The sequence below is a fragment of the Microcystis aeruginosa LEGE 91341 genome (assembly GCF_015206885.1).
Lineage (GTDB): Bacteria > Cyanobacteriota > Cyanobacteriia > Cyanobacteriales > Microcystaceae > Microcystis > Microcystis aeruginosa_H.
This window is the reverse complement of record NZ_JADEXY010000003.1, coordinates 51,449-67,557: the sequence shown is the minus strand read 5'-3', so window position 1 is coordinate 67,557 and position 16,109 is coordinate 51,449. Positions and strand designations below refer to the sequence as shown.

The window sequence follows — 16,109 nt, the reverse complement described above, 5'->3', positions numbered from 1 at the left end:
TTTTAAGTAGCAAAACGAGGCTGAAACCAGTCTAGGGAAAAAACATCATCTTCTTGGACGATTTCCGTCCAACCAGTGACACTCTCAAAACAAGTCCCCGTCAAGTTAGCACCCCTCAAGTCCGCTCCCTGTAGATTTACCTGTTGTAAACGCGCTCCCGCTAGATTAGCACCTGCTAAATTGGCCCCGCGTAAATCACTACCCGTCAGACGTGCCTCGCTAAAATTAGCCCTTTCTAAATTAGCCCCCTGAAAGTCCACCTCTTTAACAAAAGAGCCGCTAAAATTGGCTTCCCTTGCGGAAATCTGACGACATTTAGCCCCACTTAACCGCGCTTCCTGCAAATTGGCCCAATTGAGATTGACTTTATCTAGGGTTGCCTCCAAGAGATTAACTAAGTATAAATTCGCCCCGCATAAATTCGCCCCGCATAAATTCGCTCCCCGGAGATTAGCATGGGAAAGATCCGCCCCACTTAATCGCGCGTTACGCAGGTTTGCCTGTACCATAAAGGCCCCGGTGAGATTAGCTTTGGTTAAGTCCGCTTCCACTAATTGCGCTTGACTTAATTTGGCATAGGTTAAATTCGCCCAATTCAAACTCGCTCCCCGCAGATTTGATTTAGTCAAAAAAGAGCGACTCAAATTAGTTCCGCGCAAATTGGCCGCAGCAAAATTGACAGCGATTAGAGTCACTTGTTGTAGATCTAGACTCATCAAGTCAATGGCTAAAAAATCCCGCTCTCCTTGTTCGTAGAGTCTTAGTAACTGATTAACTTTCATCTCCCTTCTTCTACTTATAAGATGGTGGTTAAGAAGTAATCAACAAAAGCACCTAAAAACTTTGTCCGATAACTCACTCTGCTTTTAGATGAGCAATTTACGATGCCCTCCTTTGAGTTTATGTAAAGTTTTTTTTCGATTTTTTAAGAGAAGATAACGCGAACAGCAAGTTAATTTTCATCATAGTTAAGTAGCTTGGCTAAAACAGTTGCACTGGTTTTTCCAATTCTACCCCAGTCCATCGGCTAATTAGTATCTAACACTACTCTTGTTAAAAAACTTATCTATTGTTTAAACTCGATTATATTTAACTCAGCTAATTCTCCGTACTTTCTCGGATCAGGGCGGTGGAGCCGAGAGGACTTTCAGGATATTTTTACCCAAATCACACTAAATCCGGTTATTAAAGACTGATTATCTATTGCCCCTATTGCCTATTGCCTGTCCTGATATGTAGCCTATACTCAACGGATTTAGTATCAATAGAGACGTTGTCTAGCAACGTCTCTACAAAAGTGGCATTTAATCAAGCTACTCAGAAACAGACAGAGGGGAAACCTTGTGGGCTTGAGCGAGATAGTACCATCCCGACGGGACAAATACCAGTGCGCTTAGGGTGGTTCCGATCACCCCGATGGAAATACAGATAGCGAGGGGTTCCCAAAAAGCGCCGCCGTAGAGGAATAATGGCACAAATCCCGTCACGGTGGTTAAGGTAGTGGTGAGAATGTGACGGGTGGAAGCAATGACCACTTCCCGGATTGCCTTTCGTTGGCGTTGAAGATGGGGGGGTAAAGCTTGTAAAGCCGCTACCACGACAATAGAATCATTAACGGAAACCCCAATTAAGCCGATAGTGCCTAAAATGGACATGAATCCTAGGGGATATTCAAATAACCAGAGGGAAAATAAGGCTAGTCCAATTGAACTAATACCGACGACAGTAACTAGGGCAGCAAGACGGAAGGAGTTAAAAGAAAGAACAAGGGTTGATAGCATTAGAATCGCCAAGACTCCCACACTAGCAATTAGATTAGCCACAGCCGTATCTCTTTCTTCTTCCTCTCCGCCAAATTCGAGCCGATACCCTGGCGGAAGGGAAAATTTGCCCGATTCTAAGTTTTGGCGAAATTCGTCTAAAACCGTTGCAGCGATCGCATCAGCTTGAACATAGGCCTTCACCGTATTAATTCGCTTGCCATTTCGTCGAGGAATCGTGGCTAATTCGGGGAGAAAATCAAATTCTGCCACGGAGGAAAGAGAAATATTCGCCCGTTCAGCAGTGGCGGAATTACCGAGAATATTTAAAGAGGCAATTTGTGGCAGTTGCTCGCGATCGCGATTAGCGACTCGGACTCGTACAGGTAATTCTTCCGTTGCTTCTAAAATCGAGCCACCCACAGAACCTTCTAAAAGGTTATCCAATTGGCTGGCGATCGCCGCATTATCCAAACCAATCAGTCGAGCTTTTTCTTCATTAATTTTTAAGGCTAATTTAGCTTGAATTTCACTTAAATCAGCAACAGAATAGGTTATTTCGGGTATTTTTGCCAGTTCTTCCCGTAAGGACTCGCCAATTTTCCTTAACATCTCCAATTCTGAGCCATAAACCCTAATTTCGATCGGGGCGCCCACCGGTGGACCCTGTTCTAGGGGGCTAACTAATACCCTAGCCATCGGTAGAGCTTGACTTAATTGTTTTTGTAAGGTTTCGATCAATTGGGGATCATCAGAAACTTGCCGAAGTTGAATCAATGCTTGGGCAAAATTAGGAGAGTCTTTGATGCCATCGGAGAGATTATAGTAGAAGGGGGGAGCATTACGCCCTAAAAACCAGTGAACTTCCCCAATTTCTCGATGATCTAGCAGTATTTTTTCAGCTTGAGCCACTTTGACCTGAGTTACTTCTAGGGTTGTGGTGGGGGCCAGTTCGATTTCTAGGGTTAACTGATCTCGTTCTGCCGGCGGAAAGAATTCTTCTGGGAGAGTGCCAGCGACAACAAAGCCAGTAATTGGGATAATCAAGCCAATAACCAGACCTAATACGGGAAAATAGAGAATTAACTTCAAAATTTGGCGATACAAACCCGTTAGCAGCGGTAAATTAATTCCCGTATCCCACCAATGGGTTTTTGTCTGGTGCGAGCGATGAGTCAGTTGATATAAACGTAAACTGAGGACAGGAATAATCGTTAGGGACAAAATTAGAGAACTAACCAAGGCTAAGATCACTGTTTGGGCGATAGTACGCACGAATTCGCCAGTGCCTCCTTGCAAAAGAGCGATCGGCATAAAAGACAAAATCGTGGTTAGGGTAGAAGCTAAGAGGGGAATCCCTAACTGTTTAACGGTTTCAGCAACAATATGTTTGTGAGCTATTCCCGTCCGTAGTCCTTTTTGTAGTTCATCGACAATCACAATAGCGTTATCGATCAAAAGTCCCAAAGCAATAACAATTCCTGTCACCGACATTTGATGTAGGGGGATTTGCCAGAGATTCATACCGGCAAAGACCATCAGGATCGATAAAGGCAGGGATACACTTACTACCAAGGCGGACTGCCATCCCATCATCACAAAAGCTGTCCCCATGACACAGAGTAACCCTAGGATCATGTTGCTGAATAATCCATCGAGTCGGTTAGCCACATAACGATTTTGGGCAAAAATTATCTTGAGGCTAACACCTTGGGGGAGAGAGGGTCGAAACAGGTCTAACTTGGCCTGGGCTGCCGCTGTCCATTCGTCTATGCGTTGCCCCGATTCCATCATAGCGGCCACCACAATAGCCGGTTTACCGTTAATAATGGTTAGTTCTGGCGGTGGTTCTTGAATTCCCTTGGTGACTAGGGCGATATCTCCTAAACGGGTAAATTGTCCCTCATTACTGTAACGAATCGGAATTGCTCGAATCCGAGAGAGTGATTCTAAACTGGTATCGACTTCCAATAATAAATTATTGCGATTACTGCGAAGTTGTCCAGCGGCGACCTTGGCATCACTGGTTTGAATTTGTTGGGCAACTTCGACGGCAGTTAGGCCCAGGGAGGATAATTTCACCGGATCGATTTCGACTAAAATTTCCTCGGCCGGAACCCCGACTAACTCGACTCTTTCGGTTCCCCAAAGGGCTTCTAATTCATCGAACAGTTCTTGGCCAAGTCGGCGTAAAATAGCGTAATTAGGAGCAGTATCTAGATCCCAAAGGATGGCAGTCAATAAACTAAAGGCTTTACTATATCCTTCTTCGTATAAGGGTCTTTGGGCTTCTGGGGGTAGTTGCGGGATGACATCGGTAATCCGATCGCGAATGCGTGACCAGACGGGATCCACATCAGTCACTTCATCTTTAAGTTCAATATTGACGGTGGAACGCCCTAATTCTGAGGAGGACTCAATCAGGCTAATTTCTTTGATGCTAGAGAGAGATTGTTCAATTTTTTCGGTCACTAGGGATTCGACCCGATAAGGACTGGCACCGGGTAAATTGGTGGTAATGGTGGCACCTCGATTAATTGTTTCGGGATCTTCCATGCGCGGCAAAATTTGAAAGGAAGACAATCCCCAGACAATAATCAGAATTAAGGTAAGAATTAGTAATCTAGGTTTACGTTCAAATAAGTTATTCATTGGAGATTATTAGGGATAATAAAGCTGATTAATGACCGCTGACTACCAAATTTCCACCATTTGCCCGGGTACGATGCGGTGAACCCCTTCGACGATCACCCGATCACCGGAGGTGAGCGTCCCGCGCACCAACAAGCGATCGCCTTGAATCGCTAGAACTTCTAAATCTTGGCGTTTGACGGTAAATTGTCGAGGATTATCGGGGTTAGCTTCTCCTAGAACATAGGAAGACCATAATCCTCTCGTGCCTTGTACTAAAGCTTCTGTGGGCAACCAATAGCCCGATTGTGGAACCGATTGAGATAATTCTAGGCTGACCACCTGCCCCGGAATCAGGCCCTGAGTCTGATTTAAACTTAAAATAACCGTGGCGGTACGGGTAGTCGGATCGATTTGGGGCAGGGTTGAAGTGACTTGTCCTGTTACTATTTTGTTACCAATTTTTAAACGATGTTTACTCCCAATTGGTAATTTTTCGGACTGGTCAATGGGAACCCCGATACGCGCTTCCAGTTTATTACTTTCCACTAAACGAACGATCGGATTACTTGCAGCAACAACAGTGCCAATATTGACGTGAAGGAGGGCAATAGTGCCATCGTAGGGTGCTTGAAGTTGGCTTTTCTCAATCTCTAATTTAATATTCTTCAGTTGGGCATCAAATTGGTCAATAACGGCTTTTTGCAGAGAAATCAATTCGGGACGAGTACCGGCCTTGAGTTCATCTAATTGACTTTGGGCTTCATCAATTCTCGCTTGTTGTGCATTAACATCTGTTTGCACTTCTTCGAGTTGTTCTCTAGTAATTGCCCCTTCTTGATACAATCCTAGCCGTCTTTGGTATTTAGATTGGGCTAAAGCTAATTGTTCCCTGAGATCTCGGACTTTTGCTTGGGCTGCAGCGATACTTTCTTTCCTGGAACCAGCTTGTAATTCTTGCAGTTTAGCCGTAGCCTGCGATCGCTGGGCGATGAGTTCTTGTTTTTGTGCTTCTAAATTGCGTGTATCCAGAGTAGCAATTAAAGTACCTCGGCGTACCTCTTGACCCTCTTGAACCAATAAACTAATTAATTGTCCGGAACGCTCAAATCCTAGTTCACTTGTCCGTTTAGCCACAATATTACCGGTATAACGGCGCGGTTCTTGGTGATGGGTGACAGGAGTTAAAGTTAAGGTTCGCACCGGTAAGGCTGCCGTCTTGCCCTTATCGATTGCTAACGAAACGGTTTCTTTTGAGGTGGTGGATTCAGAGGTGTCTTCTAAGAGGACATTACGCAGGGTAGGATAGGCAAAAACCGAGGTGGCCGCTAGGATCCCAGTAATAATTAATCGCCAGGGCAATCGCAGTTTTTTGATAGCAGTTTCTTGCTGTTTAGTGATGGGATTGGGGGAAGTCATAATCCAGTTCCAAATGAGTAGGGTTTAGTCAAAAGTAATAACAGATTAGCGAGGAAAGAACTATTTTTTGATGGCATAAGACCGGAGGACAAAAGCCGCTGCTAGGGATAATATACCGGCGCACAAAAAGGCAATTTGTACCCCCCAGGGGTTATCAGGAGTTTTCCCGAAAGAAAGGAGCAATCCTGTGAGAAAAGACCCCGCACCTTGGCTAAATTGAATTAGTAGCCCCCTAGTGCCAAAAAATATTGCTTCTCGTCCCATTCCTTGTTGCTCCGCATCTTGATCGATAATGTCCGATAACATGGCATTCGGCAGACTAAAAAAGCTGGCTAGGGCTAAATTAGCGATGATCGAAAGGATTAACCAAGGAATCAAAGAATCTTGCCACCAAAAGCGACCACAGGCCATGGCAATCATACCAAGGCCAACCCAGATTAAAGAACCTTGAAAAACCAGTTTTTTGCCATATTTTTGCGCTAAGGGTAAAACTAGGGTAAATCCAGCCAAGGCACTCCCCACGATAATAGTATTAATCACGGCGGCAAAACTTACCTCTCGTTTGAGGAGAGCAATTACTAAAAAAGTCGGAATCACCGAGATAATACTAATCACCATCCACGCCAAAATCATGGTGATCATATAGATACAAAAAGTCCGATTGGTAAAAGCCGCCGTTAAGGTGGTTTTAAAGTTAGGATATTTCCCTTTAGCAGGAGTATATTCTTCTTTTTCTAGTAAGGGCATAGCTAGGGTAATTACCCCAATAAGACTAATAGCAATCCCCATGCCTTGAAAGCCATAACTATCAGTTAACCAAGGGGCAATAATTCCACCAATTGTGGCACCAATTAAACCAAAAATTCCGATTTGAGTTGATAATTTAACCCTTGCGTCTGGGCTTTTAGCCAAAGTGGGCAACCAGGCTAAATAGGGAACATGATAGGATGCCATGCCCACATAAAACACCCAAAGCATGATGACTAAATAAATAAAGTAAGTGGTTTGATTTAAGTTATTAGGGGGATTAAACAACAGGATAAAACCACCAATTAAAGGGAGTAAACTGGCCAGTATAAATGGTCTTCTTTTGCCCCAAGGACTCCAAAAGCGATCGGAAAAATAACCGATCACTGGCTGCACAAAAGCTCCAGCAATACGGCTAATCATTATCGCTATCCCCACTAAAGCAGAGGGCAATAAAATGGATAAGTTATAGTCGTTCGGAATGCCGGGGTCGTAGCGATAGATTAGCATGGTTAGAAGGGCATTATTAACGATAAAGTTACCAAACCAACCAGTGATATACGGAAGATAATCTATTCGGAGATGTTGCCATTTGCTAGAAGTGCTAGAAGTCATTAGAATTGGGGGAGAGATGGGCAGTTAGCAGTAGATTGTTAGACTTATTTAAGGAAATTCGTAGCGACCGGGTGAGAGAATGTGATTGGGATCCAAGCTTTCTTTAATTTTTTGGATTAAGCAACTATAATCGTCTTGGGCTGCGGGTAAACTATTCATAGAGTGGGTACTAAGACGATAGGGATAATAGCCTTGATTGATCAATTCTGCCAACATTTCATCGTGACAATTTAAGGCTTTTTGGTCTTCGCCTTCTAGCAATCGATCATAAAAAATGGCAGCATTGATGTTGATATTGCGCTCGGTAATACAGTTAATGCCGATATTGGGTTCATAACCATATTTTTGAGCGATGCTGCTGATAATATTGAGAGCATTTCTGAGATGATTTCCCAGAAAAGGAACAGCGGGAACACACCAAATCATGCCACAGGCATCCAGGTCTAAATTCAACTTATCGGTGGGAGGCGTTTTTTTGCGCCAATAGGCCATCTTCAGCACTTTTTCGGTAATCATTCCTCGTTGGGGATTTTTCTGATAAATTAAATCCACCTTGTCCTTAATTTCCACACCGGTAAATACTTTAAAAATGGGACTCATTTTGCTGGCCATTTTGAACTTATTTTCATCAAAAAACATAAGTTTATTGACAATTCCTTTCAAGGCTTTTTCAATTAGGTTTCTTTCGACTTTTCCCTGTTCTGGTGAAGCGGAATATAAAGCACCTTCTCCTATCCACACACCGCCGCCCCATTGATGACTTAATTGTTCTAATAAATCGGGGGGTAAAGGAGTTTTTTCTTGGCATTCCTGCCAGGGATATTGTTGTTGAATAGACAACATTCGGTAGTTATTATTAATGTGGAAGGTCGTTTTAATTACCCCTGCCATTTTCAGTTGACGTAGTTTATCGATCAATAACTCTAATTTATTTTCTTGATCGATGCTATAGAAAAAAGCCTGAAAATATTGAGGATAGGGCGTTAACCAAAAAGTCATTTTGGTGACAATTCCCAGGTTAGATTGGGTAAAAATTCCATCAAAATAGGGACCGACTCCCCAACGATTGACCGCCCCTATTTGGGAGTTTTCAAAGCGATTAAATCCCGTATGAACACATTCACCGGTGGGCAAAACTACTTCCATTCCACAGACATGATTAAAGCGATCTCCCAAAGGTCCTTTGGCTTCACCCCGTTCGAGAACATTGCCAATAATACTAGAATCAGGAGTCGAACCGGTGACACTCATTAATAATTTATTGCCATTTTTTTGCAAAAAATCGTAGAGTTGTCGCTGAGTAACACCCGCTTCAATAGTTACATAAGCTAGGGTTTCATTGTAATCCAAAATCTGATTTAATCGACTCAAATCCATTAAAACCGAACCGGTGCGGCTAGGAACTCGCGAACCATAGCCCCAATTTTTACCTGTACTAATAGGATAGACAGGGGTTTGGTAGCGATTAGCAATTTTTAGAGATTCTTGGACTTCTTGACGATTACCTGGGCGAATAATTGCCGGGATTTTAGCATGGGTTTCGTAGGTAGCGGTCTCGGCTTCTAGGCGTTTTTTGTTATCGGTGCTGACATATTCGGAGCCTAATAAATTTTCCCATTCTTGTAGAGCGTTAGTTAAATTGTCGCTAATAATATTTTCGGAAACAATTAGAGAGTCCATAGTATTTTTTTTCTCCTTGAAATTCAGGTATGAGAGGTAATTAAAGGGCCCTAGGGAACCGGCCCTGCTATCCGTGGCAATTAACTTTTAAGCGGTTGTTGTTTGCGAGAGAAAATTGCGCTAAAACTAGGAATAAAACGGGGAGTATTGGCGAAAACTGCTTGATAATTGGTGTCTTGACTTAAAGCTTCTTCTTCAGCCGGAATGCGTTGGATTAATAACCAAGCATTCAGGAGACTAAAGACTATAGATGTCAGATAAGCGGTATGAAACAGGGGAACCACCGCTAATTCCGTGATCATGGCCCACCAGTTAGGATGACGGATATATTGATAAATGCCATTGTCGATCACGGGTGTCTGAGGAACCGTGACCACCTGATGAATCCAGCGATCGCCTAAAGCTTCAATGGAGGCATAGCGGAGCTTTTGAGCTAAAAAGGTAGTAATTAGGGAAAATAAAGCCAATGCTGGAATAAAAGGTCGATCGAGCAGATAAACTTCCCCGATCATGCAAAGCATCCAGCTAGATTGGAAAATCTTGACGAATCCCACATAATTAGAACTATGCAGTTTGCCACCTTCCGCTAAGACTTTGGCCATATTCTGTTTACTCAGGCGAGTAACGCGCACTCGTTGGACAATAATGTAACTAATCAGGGCAATGAAAACTATTTGGCTTAACATCCTTAAATATCCTTAGAATTGAACTAAAATGGCTTCTTGAGCAAATCCGGGCCCCATGGAAATTATTAATCCGTAGGAACCTGTGGGAGGATGGGGACGGGAAAGGGTTTCATCGAGAATGCAGAGGATAGTAGCAGAAGCAATATTGCCAATTTCTGCCAAAATATCCCAACTAACCTGTAAAACATCCGGTTCTAACTGAAATTCTTCAACTATTGCATCGAGAATCTTCGGACCCCCCGGATGCACCATCCAACAGACAATTTCCTCGAGGGAAACTCCTGTTTTTTCCAGTAAAGATGTCACCGCTTTTCTCACCCCACCCTTGACGTAATCAGAGACTTCTGGGCGAAGAATTTGGCGAAAACCGTAGTCTGTTAAAGGTAATGCCATTAAATTCTCTGTGTGGGGCATTAACAGCGATTGAGTGCCGATAATCTTCAGTTTTGCTTTACCTTGCTTGACTAAGGGATGTTCATCTCCCGCTAAGAGAACAGTGCCGACTCCATCGCCAAATAAAGCCGCTACCACAAGGGTCATAATGATATTGCTATATTGAGACGGATCTTCGGGTAATTGTCCCAATAATTCCGTTAAATCGCTATGAATTGACCCTTGCCAAAGGCCAGAGGAGGGATCGGTGGTAAACAAAATCGCTGCTTCGGTGGGATGTCCCTGCAGATAATCGTTTACTCTGGCTAATCCTTGGGCGCCTCCCAAACAGCCGACACCCGATAACGCTTGCCGCTTGATATCGAGGGAAAAATCTAGACGATTGAGGAGTAAACTTTCTAGGGAAGGAACGGAAGGAAGAACAGTAACGGCAGTAACTAGGGAGATTTCTTTGGGAGAAAGAGCGGCTTTTTTGAGCAAATTAGTTACTGTCGATGTTACTAAATCCATAGTTAGATCGACCATTTGACGAAAGGGTTGGGCGATTCCGGGAGGATTATCGGCATCGAATTCATCTAGGGGAATGGTGAAGTATCGCCCTTGAATTTTGACATTACTGAAAAAACGATGAATTTGTTCTAAATCAAAAAAGGTTTGTTCCTGGAAGTCAAGATGATTTTCTCGGCAATAATCTTGAAGAAGATTAGCACAATGATTTCTGATATTGACTTCTAGAACTTCTTGGGGATAGTAATGTTCTGGAAAACCGGTAGCTGTCTCAATAATGTAGGGCATTGGAGTTAAGAGATAGGGATTTCAGGGGGTAAATTATCGTGGGAGATTTAAGCCAGTAATCGGCGAGCTAATCCTTGGGCTTGGCGTATATAACCCAATTTGTCAATCACTAAGGAGTGAGTACCGCTATGGTGTTTATTGTCGGTGCTTAAATTGGAGCTAATTTGACGTTTTAGCTTTTCAAATTTATAGACAAACCGGGATTTTTTATCCTGAGCTTGTAGATAAGCGGCCACTAAATTACTTTGTTCTTCAAATACTCGCCAGTGGGTGCCAGTGGGATGAACCATTCCGATGACAAACAGGTTATTTTCCTCTGGGTGAAAAACATTCATATAGAGGTTAGGCTGGGTGGTTCCTTCTTGCCAATTCAAATCCGATTTGTCAATAAAAGAAAATTCAATTTTGTAACCAGTGGCGTAGATAATCAGATCAATTTCTTCTGTACTGCCATCGTCAAAAATAACATTCTTTCCGTCTAATTCTTGGATATTAGGCTTATGGGTGACATCTCCATGCACATAATAACGATAGATTTGTTGGTCACTGTTGGGAATAATTAGGCCGTTACTTTTACAGTCTGTAGGAATATTGAGTTTTTTGAGATTAACTCCTTGTAAAAATAGAGCTATTGGTGATAATAAAGCCATCATTTTCATGTGTTCTTGGGCTGGAATTAGATTCATGATTGGCGTGTTAATCATCACCCATTCTGGGGGCAACCCGAATAAAAATTTCGGCATACAGAGAAAGCCACGGCGGGTACTATGGAAAGTTTTACTGCCATTGATAGCCGCTTCGACGACTAAATCCATGGCTGATTGTCCCGCTCCAACTACTAGGACTTTTTTAGCATTTAATTGAGCGGGATTATCATAATCTTTTGAATGGATAATTTCCCCGTCAAAATGCCCAGAAAATTGAGGAATATTTGGTTTATTATGATAACCACTGGCGATTAAAACTCCTCGGTATCGTCTGGTTTCTTGGTTGCTAAGAGTGACATCCCAAAAGTTACCCACCTTTTTTATTTTCTCTACGCTGAGATTAAATTCCATGAAATCATAGAGATTAAAATGAGTGGCATAATTGCGAAGATATTCATAGACTAACCGATGATTGGGATAATCTGGGTAATCTTTTGGCATGGGAAAATCAGAAAAAGGTTGTGTGGTTTTATGACCAATTAGATGTGTATTTTTATACATTGGACTATCGGGACGGTCATAAATCCAAATACCCCCAACATCCTGGGCAGATTCGATAACATTAAAGGGAATTTTGGCTTTGCTTAAGGCTCTAGCCGCCGCTAATCCTGCGGCACCAGCCCCAATAATACAGTATTGCTCTTTGTAATCTAAAGTCATGATTTTTCTCCCTTGAGTAATTGGTTAATTAGGCAGTCATTTGTTCAGGAAACTCTCGTAAACTTTGGCAAATTATTTTCATAATTTTCTCCGTATGTTGATTGATAAAGAAATGTCCTCCTGGTAAGGTATGCAGGACAAAATCTTGATTGGTTTGCAGTTGCCATTGTTGTAATTGATCGGCAGAAACCTTGGCATCGTTGTGACCTCCAAAAACGGTAATAGGACAATTTAAGGGTTGACCTTGTTGATAAGAATAGGTCTCTAGGAGTTTGAAATCTGCTCGTAAAATTGGCAAAAAAGCCGCCATTAAATCGGGATTTTTGAGGAGAGTTTCCGGGGTTCCTTGAAAATGACCTAAAGCTGTTAAAAATTGCTCATCTCCCAGACGATGAATGGGTAAATCAGGATTGACAATGTGAGGCGCTCGAAATCCAGACATAAATAAATGTTGGGGTAGATTTTGCCGAGTTTTAGCTAATTCTCTGGTTAATTCAAAACTGATTAAAGAACCCATGCTATGACCAAAAAAAGCATAAGGTTGGTCTAAATAGGGAGTCAGAATCGGAATGAGACGATTAATCAGGGATTTTAGCGATGTAATCGCAGTTTCCTGAAGACGCGTTTCGCGTCCGGGTAGTTGAATCGCCCAAAATTCCACTTGCTTGGGGCAGTAATTCAGCCAATTTTGGAATACGGAGGCACCCCCACCAGCGTAGGGAAAACAAAATAGACGAATGCGGGCGTTAGGATTAGCTTGTTTGCGAATTAGCCAAAGTTTCGGATCATTAGAGATATTTTCGGCTTTAGTCGTCTTGATTGGTTTTTTCTGTTTTGAGGAGAGAGGAGTTTTGTTGCTAGTTGCAGGTTGGGAGTTTTGGGTGATTAAGTTGAATATTTGCGGTAAAAACTGCTCAATACTCAATCCCGCTAGGTATTCCACGGGAACAATAATTTTTAAATCCTCCTCTAGTTGACGTCGTAATTGACTGGACATGAGAGAATCTAAGCCTAAACTAGAGAGGGGTTGCTTGGTATGTAGCTTGACCACGGATAAACCAGTAATCTGTTCTAAAACACCGATAATGTAGGTTTCTAGTTGTTTAAGCTGTTTCTCTGCGGGTGTGGCCAACAGAGAATCAAGGGTAATTAGATGACCAGAAGATGATGCGGTGGTGGTTTTGACAACTTCCGGCGGTTGCGGCGGTGTTTCTAGGAGATATTTCGACAATTTAGGCAATAATTGCGCTTCTTCTGGGGTCAAGTCGCCTGTTTTTAGCCAATAACTACTTCTTTCAAAGCTGTAGGTCGGTAAGATACAGGGTTTACTGTCTTGATTGGCCGTTATCTCTTGCCAATTCAGGGCGAATCCCCGCAGATAAAGCTGACTGACACTCTCGAGAATCTGTTGTCGGTCAGAGGTTTGACGACGCAAACTGGGCAACCAAAGACAAGAATAATTTTTATCCAGTAGGCTGCCCATGGCCGATAAAACGGGATGAGAGCCGCATTCGACAAATAGCTGATAACCGTTGTCCAGTAAGGTTTTTATCCCATCGGCAAAGCGAACAGAACACCGGAGATGACGACACCAATAATCGGGAGTAGTGACCTCAAAATTGACTAAGTTGCCATTAAGGTTAGAAATTAAGGCTCGTTGGGGGGGATGATAGGTGATAGTTTCGGCAATTTGTCGGAACTCGTCTAAAATCTCCTCCATCAGAGGGGAATGAAAAGCTTGAGAGACATTTAACCGGGTAATCTTCAGATTTTTGACCTGAAGCTGTTTTACCAGGGTTTCTATGGTCTCTGCAGCACCGGACAGGACAATATTATCCTGACCATTAATAGCGGCAATAGCGACCTGAGATTGATAGGGGGCAATTAAGGGACTAATTTCAGCTTCACTAGCCGAGATAACGACCATTGAACCACTTTTTCCCACAGAATCCATCAATTTAGCCCGATAGAAGACTAATTTTAAGGCATCTTCTAAACTAAAGACTCCAGCAACACAGGCGGCCACATATTCCCCTAAACTATGACCCATAACCCCATGGGGGGTAATTCCCCAGGATTCCCAGAGTTTAAAAAGGGCGTATTCGAGAGCAAATAGGGCAGGTTGGCTGTAAAAAGTTTGATTGAGATGATTTTCTTGGTCAATAATCTCCGTTAGGCAATAGTCGCCATATTGACGGAGAATCTCAGCACAGCGATCGATTGTTTGGCGAAATAGAGGATAGGATTGGTATAGTTCCTTTCCCATACCGGGGTATTGAGAACCCTGTCCCGGAAAGAGAAAGGCAATTTTTGCCCGATTTTTGCCACTAAATTCACTTTTTTGGCGAAAAGAACTCGGTTCACCTTGAACAAAAGCGGTTAATTTTTCTTGAAGTTGGCAGTGACTAGAGACAATACAGGTGAAACGATGGGGTAATTGGGAGCGACTGCGATTGCTAGTAGCACAAATGGAGCTTAAAGCAATATTGTTGGCATTTTCTAGGTAATTTGCGTATTTTTGGGCTAGTGTGATTAAAGCCGATTCGGTCTTGGCTGAGAGGGTGAACAGATAGGGCGATGAATCAGGTGCCGCAGTCGTTTCAGGTTCGTAAGGGTATTCTTCGAGAATAATATGGGCATTAGTGCCATTTAAGCCAAAAGAACTAACTCCAGCTAAACGAGAAGAGTTTTCACTAACCCATTCACGGTTTTTAGTCGGAACTTTCAGCGGTTGATTTTCCCAGTCTAGATGGGGTGTCGGTTGCTGGAAGTGGAGATGGGGGGCAATTTGTCGATGTTGCAAGCATAAAATCACCTTCATCAGTCCGGCAATACCTGCGGCCGCTTCTAGATGGCCGATATTGGTTTTGACGGAACCAACCCAAACCGGTTGGGGATTTTTAGCAAAAACTGTCGATAATGCACCTAATTCAATAGGATCGCCCAAAGAAGTGCCAGTTCCATGGGCTTCAATATAGCTAATGTCCTCTGGCTTTACCTGAGCATTTTTTAAAGCCTGACAAATCAATTGTTCTTGACTAAGTTGATTGGGAACTGTTAAACCGCTACTCGTACCGCCATGGTTAACGGCCGAACCTTTAATTAGTCCTAAAATCAAGTTATTATCCCGAATGGCCGCAGATAAAGACTTTAAAACAATAATACCGCCGCCTTCTCCCCGCACATAGCCATTCGCTGTTCTATCAAAGGTTTTACAACGACCGTCAGGAGACAACATCTGGGCGCGGGATTCCATGATAGTAACGAAGGGGGTTAACATTAGGTTGACTCCCCCAGCTAGGGCAACTTCACACTCCTTATTGCGTAAACTTTGGCAAGCTAAATGAACAGCGACTAAAGAGGAGGCACAAGCAGTATCAACCGTTAAAGTTGGGCCATGAAATCCAAAAAGATAGGATAAACGTCCCGAAGCTACACTTTTAGCATTTCCCGTTCCCGTATAGGCATCAATCAGATCGGGATGATGGCTAAAATGGGAATAATCTTGAGTCATCATGCCGATAAATACCCCTGTTTGACTTCCTCGCCGATTTAAGGGTGATATTCCCGCATTTTCCAGAGCTTCCCAGGCTAGTTCCAGCAGTAATCGCTGTTGCGGATCCATTTGTGCTACCTCCCGGGGAGAAAGACCAAAAAAATCAGCGTCAAATTGATCTATCGGTTGATTTAAGAAGCCACCGTGACGGGTATAGACTTTTCCCCTTGCATCGGGTTTAGGATCGTAATAATTGTCAATATTCCAGCGTTGTGGCGGAATTTCGCTGATGGCATCGGTTCCTGATTGCAATAATTCCCAAAAAGTTTCCGGGGAATTAGCTTCCTGGGGAAAGCGACAGGACATACCAATAATTGCAATTGGTTCATTTTTGGCTTTTTCTAGGGTATGTAGCTTAGTTTTTAAGACCTTAATTTGATTTAAGGCATCTTTTATTAAGCTCATTTGATCGGTTTTGGCAGGTGTTTGTGTCATGGTAAACAGGCTATTTAGATAGGGT

General features: G+C 43.0%; 9 protein-coding genes. All 9 read right to left on the bottom strand.

The annotated features are described in order from the left end of the window. Positions 1-2: 2 nt before the first annotated feature. The 9 genes from IQ234_RS01170 to IQ234_RS01130 all read right to left on the bottom strand — a co-directional run bounded on the left by IQ234_RS01170 (position 3) and on the right by IQ234_RS01130 (position 16,084). Positions 3-782: a pentapeptide repeat-containing protein gene (locus IQ234_RS01170; protein WP_193955714.1), complete on the bottom strand. Its 780-nt coding sequence runs from the start codon at positions 780-782 to the stop codon at positions 3-5. Positions 783-1,313: 531 nt separating this feature from the next. Continuing rightward, complete coding sequence (locus IQ234_RS01165; protein WP_193955713.1) at positions 1,314-4,412, bottom strand: efflux RND transporter permease subunit; 3,099 nt, start codon at positions 4,410-4,412, stop codon at positions 1,314-1,316. Between the two features lie 42 nt (positions 4,413-4,454). Continuing rightward, entirely contained in the window at positions 4,455-5,810 is a 1,356-nt protein-coding gene (locus tag IQ234_RS01160; RefSeq protein WP_193955712.1) for an efflux RND transporter periplasmic adaptor subunit, read from the bottom strand. 60 nt (positions 5,811-5,870) lie between these two features. Beyond that, positions 5,871-7,172, bottom strand: coding sequence for an MFS transporter (locus IQ234_RS01155; protein ID WP_193955711.1), 1,302 nt, complete (start codon positions 7,170-7,172; stop codon positions 5,871-5,873). Positions 7,173-7,220: 48 nt separating this feature from the next. Further along, the gene (locus IQ234_RS01150) at positions 7,221-8,852 is read right to left on the bottom strand and encodes an FAD-binding oxidoreductase (RefSeq protein ID WP_193955710.1); all 1,632 of its coding nucleotides are present in this window, start codon (positions 8,850-8,852) and stop codon (positions 7,221-7,223) included. Between the two features lie 80 nt (positions 8,853-8,932). After that, the gene (locus tag IQ234_RS01145; protein ID WP_002731647.1) at positions 8,933-9,538 is read right to left on the bottom strand and encodes an isoprenylcysteine carboxyl methyltransferase family protein; all 606 of its coding nucleotides are present in this window, start codon (positions 9,536-9,538) and stop codon (positions 8,933-8,935) included. A gap of 12 nt (positions 9,539-9,550) precedes the next feature. After that, positions 9,551-10,726: a type III polyketide synthase gene (locus IQ234_RS01140; RefSeq protein WP_193955709.1), complete on the bottom strand. Its 1,176-nt coding sequence runs from the start codon at positions 10,724-10,726 to the stop codon at positions 9,551-9,553. A 47-nt stretch (positions 10,727-10,773) separates the two neighbouring features. Then, positions 10,774-12,093, bottom strand: a complete 1,320-nt coding sequence (locus IQ234_RS01135) for a flavin-containing monooxygenase (RefSeq protein ID WP_193955708.1) — start codon at positions 12,091-12,093, stop codon at positions 10,774-10,776. Between the two features lie 28 nt (positions 12,094-12,121). Next, the gene (locus IQ234_RS01130; RefSeq protein ID WP_193955707.1) at positions 12,122-16,084 is read right to left on the bottom strand and encodes a type I polyketide synthase; all 3,963 of its coding nucleotides are present in this window, start codon (positions 16,082-16,084) and stop codon (positions 12,122-12,124) included. Between the last annotated feature and the right edge of the window lie 25 nt (positions 16,085-16,109).

Bases quoted from the DNA above. Each gene is read 5' to 3' on its own strand.
- IQ234_RS01170 (WP_193955714.1), bottom strand. From the start codon at position 782: ATGAAAGTTAATCAGTTACTAAGACTCTACGAACAAGGAGAGCGGGAT.
- IQ234_RS01165 (WP_193955713.1), bottom strand. From the start codon at position 4,412: ATGAATAACTTATTTGAACGTAAACCTAGATTACTAATTCTTACCTTA.
- IQ234_RS01160 (WP_193955712.1), bottom strand. From the start codon at position 5,810: ATGACTTCCCCCAATCCCATCACTAAACAGCAAGAAACTGCTATCAAA.
- IQ234_RS01155 (WP_193955711.1), bottom strand. From the start codon at position 7,172: ATGACTTCTAGCACTTCTAGCAAATGGCAACATCTCCGAATAGATTAT.
- IQ234_RS01150 (WP_193955710.1), bottom strand. From the start codon at position 8,852: ATGGACTCTCTAATTGTTTCCGAAAATATTATTAGCGACAATTTAACT.
- IQ234_RS01145 (WP_002731647.1), bottom strand. From the start codon at position 9,538: ATGTTAAGCCAAATAGTTTTCATTGCCCTGATTAGTTACATTATTGTC.
- IQ234_RS01140 (WP_193955709.1), bottom strand. From the start codon at position 10,726: ATGCCCTACATTATTGAGACAGCTACCGGTTTTCCAGAACATTACTAT.
- IQ234_RS01135 (WP_193955708.1), bottom strand. From the start codon at position 12,093: ATGACTTTAGATTACAAAGAGCAATACTGTATTATTGGGGCTGGTGCC.
- IQ234_RS01130 (WP_193955707.1), bottom strand. From the start codon at position 16,084: ATGACACAAACACCTGCCAAAACCGATCAAATGAGCTTAATAAAAGAT.